This is a genomic window from Mesorhizobium sp. WSM4850, assembly GCF_055811735.1.
In genome coordinates this window covers 118,941-135,577 of the sequence record NZ_JBVVPV010000007.1, presented here as the reverse complement: position 1 = coordinate 135,577, position 16,637 = coordinate 118,941, and the positions used below count along the sequence as shown (strand labels likewise).

The 16,637-nt window shown below is 63.2% G+C and carries 16 protein-coding genes and 1 pseudogene; 8 read left to right on the top strand and 9 right to left on the bottom strand.

The window, feature by feature from the left end; all coding sequences use genetic code 11:
- Positions 1 to 64 precede the first annotated feature (64 nt).
- Entirely contained in the window at positions 65 to 1,438 is a 1,374-nt protein-coding gene (gene gltX / locus AC0L2Z_RS10595) for a glutamate--tRNA ligase (RefSeq protein WP_473627835.1), read from the top strand.
- Here gltX and AC0L2Z_RS10590 read toward each other — a convergent pair.
- From AC0L2Z_RS10590 to AC0L2Z_RS10570, 5 genes are all read right to left on the bottom strand, one after another.
- A complete protein-coding gene (locus AC0L2Z_RS10590; protein WP_473627833.1) occupies positions 1,356 to 2,516 on the bottom strand; it encodes a DUF2865 domain-containing protein in 1,161 nt (386 codons plus the stop codon). The genes gltX and AC0L2Z_RS10590 overlap by 83 nt on opposite strands.
- Before the next feature lie 326 nt (positions 2,517 to 2,842).
- Positions 2,843 to 5,185, bottom strand: coding sequence for an NADP-dependent malic enzyme (locus tag AC0L2Z_RS10585; protein WP_473627831.1), 2,343 nt, complete (start codon positions 5,183 to 5,185; stop codon positions 2,843 to 2,845).
- Positions 5,186 to 5,549: 364 nt separating this feature from the next.
- The gene (locus AC0L2Z_RS10580; protein WP_473627829.1) at positions 5,550 to 5,924 is read right to left on the bottom strand and encodes a PIN domain-containing protein; all 375 of its coding nucleotides are present in this window, start codon (positions 5,922 to 5,924) and stop codon (positions 5,550 to 5,552) included.
- The gene (locus AC0L2Z_RS10575) at positions 5,924 to 6,142 is read right to left on the bottom strand and encodes an AbrB/MazE/SpoVT family DNA-binding domain-containing protein (RefSeq protein WP_287138542.1); all 219 of its coding nucleotides are present in this window, start codon (positions 6,140 to 6,142) and stop codon (positions 5,924 to 5,926) included. Before AC0L2Z_RS10575 ends, AC0L2Z_RS10580 begins: the two co-directional genes overlap by 1 nt.
- 70 nt (positions 6,143 to 6,212) lie before the next feature.
- On the bottom strand, positions 6,213 to 6,368 hold the full coding sequence (locus tag AC0L2Z_RS10570; RefSeq protein WP_473627862.1) for a hypothetical protein: 156 nt from the start codon (positions 6,366 to 6,368) through the stop codon (positions 6,213 to 6,215).
- A gap of 125 nt (positions 6,369 to 6,493) precedes the next feature.
- Here AC0L2Z_RS10570 and AC0L2Z_RS10565 point away from each other — a divergent pair, with 125 nt between their 5' ends.
- Together AC0L2Z_RS10565 and AC0L2Z_RS10560 are read left to right on the top strand one after the other, a co-directional pair.
- Positions 6,494 to 6,853: a hypothetical protein gene (locus AC0L2Z_RS10565; protein ID WP_473627827.1), complete on the top strand. Its 360-nt coding sequence runs from the start codon at positions 6,494 to 6,496 to the stop codon at positions 6,851 to 6,853.
- A gap of 167 nt (positions 6,854 to 7,020) precedes the next feature.
- Positions 7,021 to 7,281, top strand: a complete 261-nt coding sequence (locus tag AC0L2Z_RS10560; protein WP_473627825.1) for an alpha/beta fold hydrolase — start codon at positions 7,021 to 7,023, stop codon at positions 7,279 to 7,281.
- A gap of 193 nt (positions 7,282 to 7,474) precedes the next feature.
- Here AC0L2Z_RS10560 and AC0L2Z_RS10555 read toward each other — a convergent pair whose 3' ends face one another.
- Entirely contained in the window at positions 7,475 to 8,422 is a 948-nt protein-coding gene (locus AC0L2Z_RS10555) for a LysR family transcriptional regulator (RefSeq protein ID WP_128169017.1), read from the bottom strand.
- 139 nt (positions 8,423 to 8,561) lie between these two features.
- Between AC0L2Z_RS10555 and AC0L2Z_RS10550 the strand changes: the two genes are divergently transcribed.
- Positions 8,562 to 9,527, top strand: a complete 966-nt coding sequence (locus AC0L2Z_RS10550) for an MBL fold metallo-hydrolase (RefSeq protein ID WP_473627823.1) — start codon at positions 8,562 to 8,564, stop codon at positions 9,525 to 9,527.
- 354 nt (positions 9,528 to 9,881) lie between these two features.
- Here AC0L2Z_RS10550 and AC0L2Z_RS10545 read toward each other — a convergent pair whose 3' ends face one another.
- Both AC0L2Z_RS10545 and AC0L2Z_RS10540 read right to left on the bottom strand, forming a co-directional pair.
- Positions 9,882 to 10,787 (bottom strand): alpha/beta hydrolase, encoded by a 906-nt coding sequence (locus AC0L2Z_RS10545; RefSeq protein WP_473627821.1) that lies wholly within the window; start codon positions 10,785 to 10,787, stop codon positions 9,882 to 9,884.
- Between the two features lie 155 nt (positions 10,788 to 10,942).
- A complete protein-coding gene (locus AC0L2Z_RS10540; RefSeq protein WP_473627819.1) occupies positions 10,943 to 11,722 on the bottom strand; it encodes an SDR family oxidoreductase in 780 nt (259 codons plus the stop codon).
- Between the two features lie 119 nt (positions 11,723 to 11,841).
- Here AC0L2Z_RS10540 and AC0L2Z_RS10535 point away from each other — a divergent pair, with 119 nt between their 5' ends.
- On the top strand, positions 11,842 to 12,672 hold the full coding sequence (locus AC0L2Z_RS10535; protein WP_287175231.1) for a UDP-2,3-diacylglucosamine diphosphatase: 831 nt from the start codon (positions 11,842 to 11,844) through the stop codon (positions 12,670 to 12,672).
- Between the two features lie 237 nt (positions 12,673 to 12,909).
- On the top strand, positions 12,910 to 14,127 hold the full coding sequence (locus AC0L2Z_RS10530; protein WP_473627817.1) for an MFS transporter: 1,218 nt from the start codon (positions 12,910 to 12,912) through the stop codon (positions 14,125 to 14,127).
- Here AC0L2Z_RS10530 and dgcA read toward each other — a convergent pair.
- On the bottom strand, positions 14,098 to 15,081 hold the full coding sequence (gene dgcA, locus AC0L2Z_RS10525; RefSeq protein ID WP_473627815.1) for an N-acetyl-D-Glu racemase DgcA: 984 nt from the start codon (positions 15,079 to 15,081) through the stop codon (positions 14,098 to 14,100). The genes AC0L2Z_RS10530 and dgcA overlap by 30 nt on opposite strands.
- Before the next feature lie 100 nt (positions 15,082 to 15,181).
- Between dgcA and AC0L2Z_RS10520 the strand changes: the two genes are divergently transcribed.
- Both AC0L2Z_RS10520 and AC0L2Z_RS10515 read left to right on the top strand, forming a co-directional pair.
- A complete protein-coding gene (locus tag AC0L2Z_RS10520; RefSeq protein ID WP_027155114.1) occupies positions 15,182 to 16,369 on the top strand; it encodes an ABC transporter permease in 1,188 nt (395 codons plus the stop codon).
- A 1-nt stretch (position 16,370) separates the two neighbouring features.
- Positions 16,371 to 16,637 (top strand): annotated as a pseudogene (locus tag AC0L2Z_RS10515) (hypothetical protein); the annotation flags it as partial.

The window sequence follows — 16,637 nt, the reverse complement described above, 5'->3', positions numbered from 1 at the left end:
ATGTCTGCGGCCAAGGGCGGGGGCGTGTCTTGTCAACAGCAAAACCATCCGGTACGCCCCATTCATGACAGTTACCGTCCGTTTCGCCCCATCACCCACCGGCCGCATTCATATCGGCAATGCGCGCACTGCGCTGTTCAACTGGCTGTTCGCCATGAACAACAAGGGCCGCTTCATCCAGCGCTTCGACGACACCGACGTCGCGCGCTCGACGCAGGAATTCTCCGACGCCATCCTCTACGACCTGCATTGGCTGGGCATCTTTCCCGACGCTACGGAATACCAGTCACGGCGCTTCGAGATCTACGATGCGGCGGTGGAGAAATTGAAGGCGGCGCGCCTTCTCTATGCTTGCTACGAAACACCGGAAGAGCTCGATCTCAGGCGAAAGGTGCGCCGCACGCGCGGCCTGCCGCCGGTCTACGGCCGCGAGGCGCTGACGCTGACGGCTGAGCAGGTCGCCGAATACCAGGGGGATGGCCGCCGGCCGCATTGGCGCTTTCTCCTGCCCAACTTCACCAGCGACCGGTTACAGCCGGAGCGCACCGAAATCCACTGGAACGATCTGGTGCGCGGCGAGGAAACCGTCGACCTAGCCTCGCTTTCCGACCCGGTTCTGATGCGCGAGGACGGCACCTATCTCTATACTCTGCCTTCGGTGGTCGACGACATCGAGATGGGGGTCAGCCATGTCATCCGCGGCGACGACCACGTCACCAATACCGGCGTGCAGTTGGCCTTGTTCCAGGCGCTGGGTGCCGAGCCGCCGGTGTTCGGCCACCACAATCTGTTGACCACCGCGTCGGGCGAGGGCCTGTCGAAGCGGAGCGGCGGGCTGTCCATCGAAAGCCTGCGCGAGACCGGCATCGAGCCGATGGCCGTCGCCTCGCTGGCGGTACTCGTCGGCACCTCGGAAAACGTCGCCGCCGTGCAGACGATGGCTGAGCTTGCCGAGCGCTTCGATCCGGCGGCGACATCGAAATCCCCGGCCAAATTCGATCCGGACGAGCTCTTCGTGCTCAATCGCACGCTGCTGCACCATATGCCGTTTTACGAGGCGCGCGACCGGCTGATCGTGCTCGGCATTTCCGGCGAACAGGCGGAGCCCTTCTGGCTGGCGGTGCGCGGCAATCTCGACAGGCTGGCCGATGCAGCAATCTGGTGGCGCACACTTCGCGACGGCCCGCAGGAGCAGCCGGACTTTTCCGACCCCGACCGCGAGTTCCTTCGCCAGGCGTTCGACCTTTTGCCGGAAGACCCCTGGAACGGGTCGGTCTGGAACGAGTGGACCGGCAGGATCAGGGAAGCAACCGGCCGCAAGGGCAAAGCGCTGTTCACGCCGCTCAGGCTGGCGCTTACGGGCCAGCCCTCGGGACCCGAGCTTGCAGATCTGTTGCCGCTGCTGGGTCGGGAAGGAACGTTGGCCCGACGACCCTGACCTTGCGCTGTTCCGGCGGCGGCAAGGTCGTCGGCGAGGGTTTTGCGGCACGGGGCTCGATGGCTTCGCGATCGAGCCGGCCTTCGCCATTGGCCAAACTCGCGGGGTCGGCGGGGTCAGGCTGTTCCGGGCCTGGCGGGTTGCCGGCAATGATCTCGAAATTTCGCGCGGCGTTGCAGCCGCAGGCCGGCGGATGCGCGGGCTGCTTGTAGAGATAGGCGGTCGGCAGCTCGCTGTAGGGCCTGCCGGTTACCGAAGACGTCATGCCGCCCGAGTCGTCGCCAAAGCCGCGCGCATAAAACACCTGCATCTCGGTGCCGGGGCAACTCGAATCGCAGTTCTTCTGGTCGCGCTCGAAATCGCCCAGCGAGGCGGCGTTCGACATCGGGAAGAAATAGCCGTCGCAGGTGCGCACGCACATGGTGCGGAATTCGCCGTGCGGCTGGCCCATGTCATCGGCATTATCGAGCATGTTGCGGATGTCGCGCGGGCCCACAGCTTGATCGGGCTCTTCAGGCCGGTCGGGCGCGCCGGGTTCAATTGCGTCGCTGCCCAAAAGCTGGTCGAGCAAGTTTTTCTCGCCGGTTCCACGGCTGGCGTCGCGGCTCGGTGCCGGCTTTGGCAGCGCCGCATCATCGCGGCAGCCATTGGCGTCGAGCGAAGCCAATATGCGTGCGCGATTGCGGTGCGAGCCGTCGCCGGCGAGTTCAGCGCGCGTGGCTTGCAAGCCGTCGAGATTGGCTGCCATGCGATCGATGGTGGCGTCGAGTGTGGCGCATGCGTTGGCGTTGCGGCGCGACAGCGAAAAGCCGCAGCCGGCGCGGCTGGATTGGCTGACGGCCTTTGAAATCTGCTGGCGCTGCCGCACGATTGCATCGTCATATTTCCTGAGCAGGGCTGGCTTGGTGCCGCCACCGCGCGAAGCGGCCGCGAGATCGGCTTCCAGCTGCCGGCAAACACCGGAGGCGGCCTGCAGTTCGGTGGCGGCAAAGGCTGATAGCGCCAGGGCACCGAGCAGCGCTGCGGCACGCGTCAGTTTTAGCGGTTTCTCGCCCCGGGCGTTGGTGCTGCCCCTCACCTGCCTGCCGGCATCCTCTCCCCGTATAGGGACGGGGAGAGGGGCGCTTTTGTCACCGGTTTCGCCAATCACCAGGGTCGCAGTAAGGGAGCCGAGACTGCGGCCAGCCCCCTTCTCCCCGTTACCATACGGGGAGAAGTACCCGGTCCACCCTCCGCAGCTGCAGCGCAGCTGCTGCGGAGGACGGGCAGGGCGATGAAGGGCGGCGCCGCCTTTGACAGTTGATGCGGCGGCATGCGTCAGCTTCCACCTCGCGCCCATCCGGAACTCCGCTTGCCTCGTCGGTTGCGAAGGTTACCGCGTCTGCGGTTAACTGTTCATTTAGCTTACTGCGAAAGGCCGGCTTCGCCCAGAGTTACGACCGCCTGCGCCTTGTGGGCCGCTTCGACCACCGCGAGCGCCGTCATGTTGACGACGCCGCGTGACGTCACCGACGGCGTCAATATATGCGCCGGCCTGTCGGTGCCGAGCAGGATCGGGCCGACATGCAGCGCGTCCATCATCGCGCGCAGCGCAGTGAGCGTGATATTGGCCGAATCGAGATTGGGGAAGACCAGCAGATTGGCTTCGCCCTTCAGCCGCGAATGCGGATAGACGCGCTGGCGCAGCGGCTCCGACAGAGCCGAGTCGGCATGCATCTCGCCGTCGCATTGCAGGTCCGGCGCGATGCGCGCCAGGATCGCCGCTGCCTGCCGCATCTTGAGCGCGCTTGGCGAATCGCGCGAGCCGAAATCCGAATGCGACAGCAGGGCGGCCTTGGGCTCGATGCCGAAGCGCTGGATTTCCTCGGCCGCCAGCACCGTCATCTCGGCGATCTCCTCGGCGGTCGGATCGACGGTGACATGGGTGTCGGTGAGGAAAATGATGCCGCGCTGCGAGATCAGCATCGAAAGCGTCGACAGGTCGTGATCCTTGATGCCGGCGCGCGGGCCGATGATCAGGGTGACATTGCGCAAATGCCGCTCAAACCGTCCTTCCAGGCCGCAGACCATGGCGTCGGCGTCACCACGCTTGAGGGCAAGTGCGGCGATCACCGTGTTGTCGGTGCGCACCATGGTGCGCGCGGCCTCCGTCGTGACGCCACGCCGGCCGGCGAGCTCGATCAAAAGGTCGACATAGTGGCGATAACGCGGATCGTCCTCGGGATTGATCAGGCCGAAATCGACCCCCGGCTTGATCCGCAGCCCGTAGCGTTTCAGCCTGACTTCGATGACATGCGGGCGGCCAATCAGGATCGGCTCGGCGATGCCTTCCTCCAGCACCACCTGGGCGGCGCGCAGCACGCGCTCGTCCTCGCCGTCGGCATAGATGACGCGCTTGGCGCTCGACGTCTTGGCCATCGTGAACACCGGCTTCATGACCAGGCCGGAGCGGAAGACGAAGCGGTTGAGCGTGTCGATATAAGCGGCAAAGTCGGTGATCGGCCGTGTCGCGACGCCGGTGTCGCAGGCGGCCCTGGCCACCGCCGGCGCGATGCGCAGGATCAGCCTGGGATCGAACGGCGAGGGGATCAGGAAATCGGGCCCGAAGATCGGCGTTTCGCCGGAATAGGCGCGGGCGGCGACGTCAGACGGTTCCTCGCGGGCAAGGGCTGCGATCGCCCGCACCGCAGCCATCTTCATCTCTTCGTTGATGGCGCTGGCGCCGCAGTCCAGGGCGCCACGGAAAATGTAAGGAAAGCAGAGTACGTTGTTGACCTGGTTGGGAAAATCAGAACGGCCGGTGCAGATCATCGCATCGGGTCGCGCCGCCCGCGCCGCTTCCGGCATGATCTCGGGGTTGGGGTTGGCCAAGGCCAGGATCAGCGGTTTTGGCGCCATGTGCTGGAGCAATTCCGGTTTCAGCACGCCGGCGGCCGAAAGGCCCAGGAACACGTCGGCGCCCGGTAGCACATCGGCCAGCGTGCGCGCCTCGGTGTCCTTCACATAGGGGTCCTTCCAGCGGTCCATTTCGTCGACGCGGCCCTTGTAGGCGACGCCGAAACGGTCGGTGACCCAGATGTTTTCGATGGGCGCGCCGAGCAAAACCAGCAAGTTGAGGCAGGCGAGGGCCGCTGCCCCGGCGCCAGAGGTGACGATCTTGATGTCGGAGATCGTCTTGCCGGCAAATTCCAGCCCGTTGAGCACGGCGGCGGCGACGATGATCGCGGTGCCGTGCTGGTCGTCGTGGAAGACCGGTATGGCCATGCGGGCCTTCAGCCGTTCCTCGACCTCAAAACATTCGGGCGCCTTGATGTCCTCGAGGTTGATGCCGCCGAAGGTCGGCTCCAGCGCCGAGATCGTCTCGACCATCCGCTCGATGTCAGGCGCGTCGATCTCGATGTCGAAGACGTCGATGCCGGCGAATTTCTTGAACAGCACCGCCTTGCCTTCCATCACCGGCTTGGAGGCCAGCGGGCCGATATTGCCGAGGCCGAGCACCGCCGTACCATTGGAGACGACACCAACCAGATTGGCGCGCGCCGTGTAGTCGGCGGCGGCTGCCGGATTGTCGCGGATTTCCAGACAGGGCGCCGCGACGCCCGGCGAATAGGCAAGCGCCAGATCGCGCTGGTTGCCGAGCGGCTTTGTCGCCTGGATTTCAAGCTTTCCAGGGCGTGGGTGCTTGTGGAAATAGAGGGCGGCTTCGTCGAGGTCTGACCGGGCTGCTTTTTTGTTTTCGCCTTGCATGCCGGCCGCTCCTCAGTCCGTTTGCTGTTTTGAGTTTTGAGTCTCTTAGCATGCAGCCGAGGCTTTTCGAGAGGTGATATGTCGCAAAGTGCGGCCTTTGGGTTCGCATAGCGTCCCGCTGCGTGGTCCCATTGAAATGCTGGACGCGGGGCGGCGCGCTGCGGCGAGCTACGCCGACATCCAGTTTGAATGTCTGCAATGGGTGGAAAACGACCTTCACGCGCGAGCCGCATCGAATACGAGCGCGCTTCTGTTCGCTTGGGCAAAGGAGAAAATTCTACGTCTTGACCGACGTGCCGAGTTTTCTCACGCCCTCGGTCGAGAGCCGGAGCCGACATCACCCCGCGGTCCAACAATGTCAGCGCTAGATCATTTCGATGAGGGTGACGACTGGCAGGCTCTCGAAATGCTTGTCGCAAGTCAGGAGCGTCGCGTCATGCGCCCGAGCGGTCGCGAAAATGATCGCATCTGCGGTCGCCAATTTGTGCTTCCGGCAGGCTTCGGCGGCCGCTAGGGCGATTTCCGTGTCAAGCGGGACCACCGTACAGACCTGCGTAAAGGCGATGGTCTGATCGGCTTTGTCTTCGCCTACTTCGCGAGTGAGCCATTTTGCGAGTTCCAACTGCACAATGGTCGGAACGAGCCAGTCGGCTTGCTCGGGCAGATGCACTGCCACCTGCTCTCCAGTCGGAGAGCCTATCAGCCATTCGATCCAAGCGGAGGTATCGACGAGCACCATCAGAAACGGTCCGACCGGTCGCGATATTCCGTCGCCGAAGCGCCCTTCGCCAGCCCCTTCAGCGCTTCCCGCTTCGGCACAGGGACGAGTAGCACGCCCGTTCCCTTCGGGATGAAGGCAAAGGTCAAACCCGCTTCCCAATGCTGGGCGGTCCGGATCGCCTTGGGGATCGATATCTGGAACTTCGAGGACAGGGTTGCAGTCTCCGGCATTATCATACCCTCACTTGATCGATGCGCCAAACGTAAGACGCAATGAGGGCCAATGCAAGGAGCTTACGGCAGCCGTCTAGTCTCGGATTTCGAGACAGGGCAGCGCCACGCTTGGCGAATAGGCGAGCGCCAGGTCGCGCTGGTTGCCGAGCGGCTTTGTCGCCTGGATTTCAAGCTTTCCAGGGCGTGGATGCTTGTGGAAATAAAGGGCGGCTGCGTCGAGGTTTAGCATGCAGCGCTGGTTTTTCACGATGCCAAATGACGCAACCGCCAGTTTGGGGGGATGGATCGTGGAAAACCATACCATGTCAGATTGTTGCGCTGAAATCCTCACCTGCCTCGTCGCGGCCGGCGCGGATGTCATCGAGCGCGTCGCGCGGCCGGGCGTGTCCAGTCGCGGGCGGTCAACTCACGTCTGAACGAGCCTCAAGCAGTTTCCAGACGCTATCGACAATCGTGGCGGGTATTTCCGCAGCGGTCGACGGCATCGCGAAATGGAGCGACGTTTCGAGGATCAGCCTCGTCGGCTGGGCCACCGGCGGGCATTTTGCCGGCGCCTATGCCAGCCGGTTTCCGCAGACGGTCGATCGGCTCATCCTCTACAACACCCTGTATGGAGGCTCAACCAGCATCCCACTCTTGGCACCGGCTCGCTGCTCGAAAATCCGGATCGGCCCGGGACGTTCAATGTCCATGCGTTCGGCGGTTATCGGCTGAATACACGTCCGAGCCTGTTCACCGCCTGGGACGACAGCATCCCGGTCGCGGACAAGGCTCAGTGGCGCGATCCCGCGGTGGCCGCGGCCTATGGTGATGCGGCACTCGCCTCCGACGAGACGGCGTCGACGCGCCAGCCGCCGAGTTTCCGGTCACCGAGCGGCGCCATGGCCGACAGCTTCGAACTCGCGTTCGATCGCCGGCAATGGTCGGCGGCGGCGCTCACCATGCCGGTGCTCGTCATCCGTTCCGGACGGGATTTCTGGAGCCGACCGGAGGATGCGAAGGCAATTGTGGACGAAGCACCAAAAGTGGAACGCCTGAACATCCCGGACGCTACCCACTTCGTGCATCTCGACCGCGAGGCCGCAGGGCGCGGTGTGTTCCTCGGCGCCGTGAAGCGGTTTCTCGATCGGCAGGAGGAATGACCATGAAGGGCAGTTCATGTGTCCTGCGGGAGCAGCAGCCGCAACGGTGTTAGGTCGACCGCCTCCAGGCTTTGCGGCTACCGTCCACCCGACAGCTACTCACTGCGCGGTTGCGGGGCTACGCCTATCTCCGCCGCGCCACATCTCGACTCCCCCGTCTCCGCCAACTCCCTGCACGTACAAACGTCAGACTTCACTGGGCCGGCGCCGTTTCCTTGGATGTACATGTTTTTTTGTCATCGATGAACGCACCCATCGCGGCGAGGTGATCGGCGAAGCCGGCAACGAACCGCCTGACCTTCAACGGAATGAAGCGGTTCGATGGATAGACCGCATGCACATGGTGCGGCGCATAGTGCCAGTCCGGCAGCACATGTTCGAGCAAGCCTTCGGCAATGAGCGGATCGAGTATCACCCTGTGCCCGAGGCCGATGCCGACGCCGGACAGCAACGCCTGATGATTGAGCAGCGAATTGTCGGAGCGCATGGCCGGCCGGATTCGCACCTCGGCCTTTTCGCCGCCCGGGCCGGTGAGCGGCACGACATCGCGCTTCCTGATGTGGGCGTAAAGCAGATAATCATGGTCGGCGAGATCTTCCGGGCGTCGCGGCCGGCCCCTGCGGTCGAGATACTCTGGCGTCGCCGCAAGGCAGCGCCCGATCACGCCGAGCTTGCGCACGATCAGCCGGTCGTCATCGATGGTCCCCATACGGATCGCCACGTCGAGCCCCTCTGCGATCACATCGACGAAACTGTCGGTCAGCGCCACGTCGAGCAACAGTTCCGGATAGGCGCGCTTGAACTCGATTAGGTAGCTGCCAAGCACACCTGCGCCGAAGCTGGCCGGCGCGCCGACGGCAAGACGTCCGCACATCTTCGATTCGAGGCAGCCGACGCTGCGGTCCGCCTCCTCGAGGCGCTCGATGATGTCGCGGGCGCGCTCCAGATAACGCCGGCCGGCTTCCGTCGGCGAAACATGGCGAGTCGTACGGTCAAAGAGCCGGACCCCTAGACGCTTTTCCAGTGCGCGGATCTGCTGGCTGACGGCCGGCTGGCTCAAGCCCAACTCGCGCGCTGCCGCCGAGAAGCTGGCGGTATCGCAGGCGCGTACGAAGCTGGTCAGCTCGGTCAAGCGGTCCATGATGGCAACTCTCCGTCGTGATTAATAAACAAGAGTAATAAGACATATAAGGAATCGGCAAGTTCAAAAAGCTGAGCCTATGACATAGACCCGCCTTGCTCCGCCTGGAGCTCTAGATCCCCAAACTGGAGACGATGCAATGCCGCTTTCCCGCCGTCATTTTCTCGCCGGTGCCGGCCTAACCGGCGGCACTCTCCTAGCCAATGTATCCGTTCCGGCGGTGGCCCGAGCGCCGCTGGTCGACGCCGCAACGCTTGGCGCGCTGCGCCGCAACGTGGGATCGGTCCAGGTTACGGCGCTACTAGATGGCTATATCGACATTGGTTCCGAGCTGGTCATCGGGCTCGCTGAGGCCGCGGAGCGGCTGGCTGAGGCCAGCTTCCAGAAGCCCGGACCGCGCCGCGCACCGGTCAATGCCTATCTCATCAATCTGGGCGACCGTCTGGTGCTCGTCGACGCCGGTACGTCGGACAGCATGGGCCCGTCACTCGGCCGACTCCCGGCCGCTATCGAGGCAGCCGGCGTCTCTCCGGACCAGATCGATACATTGCTGATTACCCACATGCATCCCGACCATATCAACGGCGTGCTGACTCCCGCCGGCCAGGCGCTGTTTCCCAATGCCGAACTCGTCGTCACCGCCACCGACTACGCCTTCTGGCACGACGATGCGAACATGAACCAGGCGCCGGACGAAGCGAAGCCGTTCTTCATCGGGGCACGCAAGGCTGCCGCCGCTTATGCGGATCGCCTGCGGCAAGTGGACGGCGAGCGCGAGGCGCTCGGCTCGATCCGCACCGTGCCGCTGCCCGGCCACACTCCGGGCCATGCCGGCTTCATCGTGGAATCGGACGGTGAGGCGCTGTTCATCTGGGGCGATGTCGTGCACATGGCGACCTACCAGTTCGCGCGCCCGGATTGGAGCATCGCCTTCGATGTCGATTCCAAGCTGGCTGCCGAAACGCGCAAGCGGACCCTCGACCGGGTCGCTGCCGACCGGATGCTGATCGCCGGCATGCATTTGCCGTTCCCCGGCATCGGCCATGTGGCGCGCGATGGCGACGCCTATCGCTTCGTGCCGGACGAATGGCCCTATGCACTGTAGCGGCGGCCGGCGCGGGAAGGGGCCATCATAGCCCCGCTACTCAACACCACACCCGCCCCCCTCGCCAGCGCAGCCGATGTCTTTGAGACTTCGGACGATAAATCGGCTCCTTATGGTCTGGCACGGCACCTGCAACGCCTGCGTTCAGAGCCGTCACTTCCTGACAAGAACGGCCGAGATGGATCGCCTCCCGGCGTTCCCAGCGGGTACCAAGCGTTAGGTACCAAAACGCGCTGACGTAGAGGCCGCCACCGCCCAGTGTGATGTCTACAACGGGTGCAGCCTGCGGAATGCTGTCATTCGTCTCGTCGATTGGGAACGAGAAAGTGGCGCCAGCAGATGCCTCACCCAGGGTTATAAATATTCGCGGACAAACACACCCGCGCTGTGAAGAGTGCGGCGACCGGCACTCAATCCTGCATTCCAAACCGGCCAAGCGTGAATCATATACGGCCAAATTTCGAGACGTACTTTGACGTCAGCCGCGCCAGCGGCTTCCGCGAGCCGAGTTGCGTCCGACAACAGCGCCTCGGCCGAACCGACTTGTATCAGCATTGGGGGAAATCCGCTCAGATCGGCGAACAACGGCGAGATCAGGGGATCGCGCCGACCAACGCCATGGGGAACATAGGCGGTGGCCAGTTCCTCCAAATACGCCCGGTGGATGATAGGGTCGATTGCGTCCTTAGTTGATAGTGTCGCGCCGGCCATCGAAAGGTCCGTCCAGGGCGAGACCAGCCAAAGACATCGCGGCAACCGCTCCCCTGCCGCGCACAATATATTGACCAAGCACAGGGTGAGGTTGCCGCCCGCACTGTCTCCGCCAACCACGATGCGGTCCGGCGTGATCCCTTGCCGGCTCAGAAAGCGCCATGCGGTGAGTGCATCTTCATGTTGCGCAGGGAAAGGATGTTCCGGTGCGCGTCGATAGTCGATCGCGAGGGTGCGCATTCCCATGGCTCGACCTGCCTCGGTCACCATTCGACGATGACTTTGGAGAGAGCCGGAGCAGTAGCCACCACCGTGGAAGAAGAGCAGAACCTTATCCCTGTCACTCTCAGGCGCTAGCGACCACTCTCCCCCAAGGCCGTCGAGAACCGCATCCTCGCATCGGATGTCGTCCGCAATCGGCCACACCGAACCAACCTCGTCGAGCCGCGCCCGGCGTTCGCCCCAGCCCACCGGTCGTGGCTTTGACGTCAACAACCTGCGGACGGCGTTGATCTCCGTCAGATCGAGGTGTTCGTCCACATCGCTCATTTTGCTTACCTAGCCTCTCATCAAGCCTAGAAAACCGGCGGACAGCAACAGCCACACGTCATCCATAAAGTGCCAATGCCAGCGCTTGGAATTTTTCGTAGAATCAGAAAAACACCCTTTTTCTCGCAGTTGCCAGCGGGACCAAGCGTTAGGCGCTAAAACGCGCTGACGTAGAGGCCGCCATCGACCGGGATGTTCTGCCCGGTCAGGTAGCCGGCGTGAACCGAGCACAGGAAGGCGCAAATCTGGCCGAATTCCTCCGGCGTGCCGAGCCGCTTGGCCGGAACGTTGACTGCTGCCTGGGTCTTGCGTGCGGCGGCGGCAGCCGGATCTTCCGGTGTGCCGGCTTCATGCGGGGGACGCAGCCGGTCGGTGTCGAGCTTGCCCGGCAGCATGTTGTTGATCGTCACATTGCGGTCGATCACCGTCCGCGCGACGCCGGCAAGGAACGAAGTCAGGCCGGCGCGCGCGCCGGACGACAGATCGAGGCCTGGAATGGGAACATAGACCGACAGCGAGGTGATGTTGACGATGCGGCCGAAGCCGCGCTCGGCCATGCCGTCGATGACAGCCTGAACCAGTTCGACCGGGGTCACCATGTTCTGGGTGACGCCTTCGAGGATCTTTTCGCGGTCGAGTTCGCGGAAATCGCGAAGCGGCGGTCCGCCATTGTTGTTGACGAGGATATCGGGATCGGGACAGGCGGCAAGCAGCGCCTTCTGCACCTCGGGCTTCGATACGTCGCCGACGATCTCGGTCACCTCAATGCCAAATCTTTCGCGCAGTTCGGCGGCGGTCTTGGCCAGTTGGTCGGCGTTGCGCCCGTTGACGACCAGGTCACAGCCGGCTTCGGCGAGCGCCATGGCGCAACCGCGCCCAAGGCCCTTGCTCGAAGCACAGACGATGGCCTTTTTTCCGCGAATACCGAGATCCATGGCGATTTCTCCTCTGATTTGGGTCGCAACCTACTCTTGGGGCTGGACCAATCGCAACCGTCATACGGTTGTTGCATGAATCGGGGCATAGCCTGTTCGGAAGCAACGGTGAGAATCCAATGCCTGGCGCAGAGCCCCGCACTTTCCGCAGCATGTTCATCTCCGACGTCCATCTCGGATCGAAGGCGGCGAAGGCCGAGTTCCTGATCGATTTCCTGCGCCATCACGACGCCGATATCATCTATCTCGTCGGCGACATCGTCGACGGCTGGCGGCTGAGACGGAACTGGCACTGGCCGCAAAGCCACAACGACGTCGTCCAGAAATTGCTGCGCAAGGCGCGCAAGGGCGCCAGCATCACCTACATCGCCGGCAATCACGACGAATTCGCGCGCCAGTTCCAGGGCGTGCATTTCGGCGGCATCGTCGTCGCCGACCGCGTCGTCCACGAGACTGCCAACGGCAAACGCTTTCTCGTCATCCATGGCGACCAGTTCGACACCGTGGTCCATAATGCGCGCTGGCTGGCCTATCTCGGCGACTACGCCTATGATGCGGCGATGCTGGTCAACCGCGTGGTGACGCGGCTTCGCCAGCTGCTTGGCCTGCCTTACTGGTCGTTTTCGTCCTGGGCCAAGGTCAACGTCAAGAAGGCGGTGAATTTCATCGGCTCGTTCCAGACCATGCTGACCGAGGAAGCGCGCCGCTCGCATGTCGACGGCGTGATCTGCGGCCACATCCACCATGCCGCGATCGAAAATTATGAGGACGTGCAATACATCAACACCGGTGACTGGGTGGAGAGCTGCACCGCAGTGGTCGAGCATTTCGACGGCCAGATGGAGATCCTGCACTGGGCGCACGTCCTGCCGGAGGCTCCGGTCGGCAGCGAAGTGCTGGTGCCGATCGACATCGTCGCCATCAAGGGCAGGGCAGTCCAGGCTGCCTGACGCGATGATGTGTTCATGCATGTCGCGCAAAAGCATGCCCTCGGGCCTGACACGAGGGTGTGCAGCGGTTTTGCGATAACGACATACATAAAACAAGAACCTAAAGCGCGTCGCATGAGGCGGTCAAACGCGACGCGCTTTAGCGCAGCGGTTTCATCGCTTTTTTTGCCATGTTATGGGATCGGCGTGCGTTGGCTGGCCGGCCGGTCGAATGCTGCGCCGACGGATTGCCTGCTGATGTCCTCCCTGCCGCCGCCTTTACTCGAACAACTCGTCAAGCCGCGTCAGTTCGAGCTGCGCATGGGCCTGATCTTCTTCACGCTTTTCGTGCCGCTCGGGATACATTTGCCGTACTTTCCGCTGTGGCTGCAGGCAAACGGTTTTGATGCCGAGCAGATAGCGATCATTCTCGCGGCACCGATGTTCCTGCGCGTGGTGACGACGCCATGGCTTACGGCACTGGCCGACAGGGCGAGCGACCGCGCCCATGTCTATGTCGCGCTGACGGCCGCATCGCTGGCGCTGTCCGCCGGTTATTTCCTGACGCCGACCTATGCCCTGGTGCTGGCCGTTTCGCTGGCGCTCACCGTCGCCTGGACGCCGCATTCGCCGATCGCCGATTCGCTGGCGCTGTCGGGGGTGCGCCGCTTCGGCTCGAATTATGCCAACATGCGCAAATGGGGATCGATCTCCTATCTGTGCGCAAATCTTGCCGGCGGTTTTATCCTGTCGGCGACCGGCGCCCCGGCAGTTCCGGTGATCATCTTCGTGGCGTTTGGCGCCGCACTTGTCGTCGCACTGATCGCGCCGCGGCTCGGCCGTCCCCGCCGTGCCTCGCCGCTTTCGGCGGCCGACATCCAGCAGTCGGCGCCAAAACTCCTCAACGGCTATTTCCTGTATTTCTCCGTCGGCGTCGGCGTCATCACCGCCAGCCACGCGTTTTTCTACGGCTTCGTCTCGATCTACTGGAAATCGATCGGCATCGGCGACTCTGTGGTCGGGCTGCTTTGGGGTTGGGGTGTCCTGGCCGAGATCGGCATGTTTATGATCTTTACTCGGGTTTTCGGTTCCTTCTCGGTCGTATCGATCATGGTGATGGCGGGAATAGGCGCGATCGTGCGCTGGATTGCCTTTCCCTTGATCTGGCCGCTTGGCCTTGGCGTAGGTGGGTTTTTCGCAGTCCAGACGCTGCACGCGGTCTCGGTGGCGCTGGTGCTGATCGGCCTGCAGAAAATGATCGGTGAGACCGTCGCGGAGGAACGCACCGGGGCCGCGCAAGGCATCGCCTATTTCTCCAACGGCTTTTTCACCGCTGTGGTGACGCTCCTGTGCGGCCCGCTTTACGACCGCTTCGGCGTCAACGGCTTTTTTGCCATGATCCCGATCGCCCTGGTCGGCCTTGTGCTGATCGGGCTTGCGGCGCGTTCAGCCCCACAGCACCGGATCGGGCGGTGACACCAGCGAACCTTGGTAGACAAGGCCAGGCGCACGGTCGCGGGCCAGCAGCAGTGGACCGTCGAGATCGACGAAATCGGCATCCTGGGCCAACAGCACCGCCGGCGCCATGGCCAATGACGTGCCGACCATGCAGCCGACCATGACGCCAAAACCCAGTTCGCGGGCGCGATCGCGAAGGACGAGGGCAGCGGTCAAGCCGCCTGACTTGTCGAGCTTGATGTTGACGCCATCGTAAAGGCCGACAAGCGAGGCAAGGTCTTTAGCCTCATGCAGGCTTTCATCGGCGCAGATCGGCACCGGATGGGCGATGTTGCGAAGGATGCCATCACGGCCCGCCGGCAGCGGCTGTTCGATCAGCGCGATGCCGTGCTCGGCGGCAAAGGCCAGGTTTGCAACGATGTTGTCGTCGCTCCAGCCCTCATTGGCGTCCAGGATGATGCGGCTCGCCGGTGCCGCCTCCCTGACCGCGCGGATGCGGGCCATGTCGTTGTCGCCGCCGATCTTGACCTTGAGAAGCGGGCGCAGGGCATTGGCGCGGGCCTGGGCTGCCATGGCTTCGGGCTCGCCGAGCGACAGCGTGTAAGCCGTTTCGAGCGCCCTCGGCGGCGCCGTGCAGATGCTGGAAGCCACCGGCTTGCCTGCGATCTTCGCCTCCAGGTCCCATAGCGCGCAGTCGACGGCGTTGCGCGCCGCGCCCGCCGGCATGGCGTCGAGGAGCGCGGCCCGGCTGATGCCGTCTTGAACCTGCTCCCGCATCGCCTCGATCGCATCGCGCACACCCTCGATGGTTTCGCCATAGCGTTTGTAGGGGACGCATTCGCCGCGCCCGCTCTGGCCGTCCTCGCTGATCGTCACTGTGACGACCTCGGCTTCGGTTTTCGAACCGCGCGAGATGGTGAAGGTCCCGGCGATGGCAAAGCGCTCGGACTCGACCGAAATGACACGCGCCATATTTTTCTGCTCCGGCTGTGCGACAACAAGCTTGTCGGCAAATCGACAGGTGGGTTCTGTCAGGTTAAACAGATCGGCCCGTCAGGCTAAACAGGACGCCATGTTGACGATCCGCAAACGCGACGCAAGCGGCACGACCGCCAAGGAGGCCGACCACCAGCCGCGCGTTGTGGTCGGCGAGGACGGCGGCGTCCTCGGCTGCGCTTTCTCCGGCACCTGGACGACACGCACCGTGGCGCTCGTCGATGCCGAGATGCGCAAGATCGAGCAACGCAGCGGCTTTCAGACATTGGCGCTCGACCTCTCGCATATCGAGAAGATGGACACCGCCGGGGCCTGGGTGATCGACCGTCTGGTTAGCGCCTTCGAAAAGCAGGGTGTGAAAATCACGATGCAGGGGCAAAGCGAGGTTGCCTCGATCCTGCTCGGCGCCGTCGGCGACGCTGTTCGACGCGAACCTGATTCCGGCATCGTTGGGCCGCCGAACATCGTCATTCGCGCGCTCGAGGCGGTTGGCCGCCGCGTCTATGAGATGCGTGACGATTTCCTGGCCGCGATGAACATACTGGGCGCCACGATACGCGGCGCGCAGATGAAGCTTGGCCGCGGCCATGCGGTCAATCCGGCGGCGATCTTCAACCAGATGGACCGCATGGGCGTCGGCGCCATCCCGGTGGTTGTGCTGATGTCGGCCATCGTCGGGGCGATCGTCGCCCAGCAAGGCGCCTATCAGCTCAGCTATTTCGGCGCCGATATCTTCGTCGTCGACCTTGTCGGCGTGCTGATCCTGCGCGAGCTCGGCGTGCTGATGACTGCGATCATGATCGCCGGCCGTTCGGGCAGCGCCATCACGGCTGAAATCGGCTCGATGAAAATGCGCGAGGAGGTCGACGCGCTGAAGGTCATCGGGCTCAATCCGATCGGCGTTCTGGTGTTTCCGCGGCTGGTCGCGCTGGTGATCGCACTGCCTTGCCTGACGATCATTGCCAATTTCGCCGCACTCGGCGGCGGCATACTGGCGGCATGGCTCTACTCCGACATCGCACCGGCCGCCTTCATCGACCGGCTGCGCGTTGCCATCGATCTCAGCACCATCTTTGCCGGGCTGATCAAGGCGCCGTTCATGGCCATGATCATCGGCACGATCGCCTCGGTCGAAGGCATGAAGGTCGGCGGCAGCGCCGAATCGCTCGGGCAGCACGTGACTGCTTCGGTGGTGAAGTCGATCTTCGTGGTGATCATCCTCGACGGGCTTTTCGCCATGTTCTACGCAGCGATCGAGTTCTGACATGGCGCTGCTTGGCACAAAGCCGACCACGACTACGCAAAGGGCCGACGAGGAGGAGATCGTGCTTTCTGCGCACGACGTCACCGTCTCCTTCGGCGACAACGTCATTCTCGATAAATTGTCGCTCCATATCCGGCGTGGCGAAATTCTCGGCTTCGTGGGGGGGGGGGGGGCGCGGGGGGGGGGGGGGGGGGGGAAAAGAAAAAAAAGAGGGAGAAAGAAAAAAAAGGAAGAAGAAAAAAAAAAAAAGAAGAAGGTAATAAATAAA

Coding starts and splice junctions, on each gene's coding strand:
- gltX (WP_473627835.1), top strand. CDS start 65: ATGACAGTTACCGTCCGTTTCGCCCCATCACCCACCGGCCGCATTCAT.
- AC0L2Z_RS10585 (WP_473627831.1), bottom strand. CDS start 5,185: ATGCAAGGCGAAAACAAAAAAGCAGCCCGGTCAGACCTCGACGAAGCC.
- AC0L2Z_RS10580 (WP_473627829.1), bottom strand. CDS start 5,924: ATGGTGCTCGTCGATACCTCCGCTTGGATCGAATGGCTGATAGGCTCT.
- AC0L2Z_RS10575 (WP_287138542.1), bottom strand. CDS start 6,142: ATGATAATGCCGGAGACTGCAACCCTGTCCTCGAAGTTCCAGATATCG.
- AC0L2Z_RS10570 (WP_473627862.1), bottom strand. CDS start 6,368: ATGCTAAACCTCGACGCAGCCGCCCTTTATTTCCACAAGCATCCACGC.
- AC0L2Z_RS10565 (WP_473627827.1), top strand. CDS start 6,494: ATGTCATCGAGCGCGTCGCGCGGCCGGGCGTGTCCAGTCGCGGGCGGT.
- AC0L2Z_RS10560 (WP_473627825.1), top strand. CDS start 7,021: ATGGCCGACAGCTTCGAACTCGCGTTCGATCGCCGGCAATGGTCGGCG.
- AC0L2Z_RS10555 (WP_128169017.1), bottom strand. CDS start 8,422: ATGGACCGCTTGACCGAGCTGACCAGCTTCGTACGCGCCTGCGATACC.
- AC0L2Z_RS10550 (WP_473627823.1), top strand. CDS start 8,562: ATGCCGCTTTCCCGCCGTCATTTTCTCGCCGGTGCCGGCCTAACCGGC.
- AC0L2Z_RS10545 (WP_473627821.1), bottom strand. CDS start 10,787: ATGAGCGATGTGGACGAACACCTCGATCTGACGGAGATCAACGCCGTC.
- AC0L2Z_RS10540 (WP_473627819.1), bottom strand. CDS start 11,722: ATGGATCTCGGTATTCGCGGAAAAAAGGCCATCGTCTGTGCTTCGAGC.
- AC0L2Z_RS10535 (WP_287175231.1), top strand. CDS start 11,842: ATGCCTGGCGCAGAGCCCCGCACTTTCCGCAGCATGTTCATCTCCGAC.
- AC0L2Z_RS10530 (WP_473627817.1), top strand. CDS start 12,910: ATGTCCTCCCTGCCGCCGCCTTTACTCGAACAACTCGTCAAGCCGCGT.
- dgcA (WP_473627815.1), bottom strand. CDS start 15,081: ATGGCGCGTGTCATTTCGGTCGAGTCCGAGCGCTTTGCCATCGCCGGG.
- AC0L2Z_RS10520 (WP_027155114.1), top strand. CDS start 15,182: ATGTTGACGATCCGCAAACGCGACGCAAGCGGCACGACCGCCAAGGAG.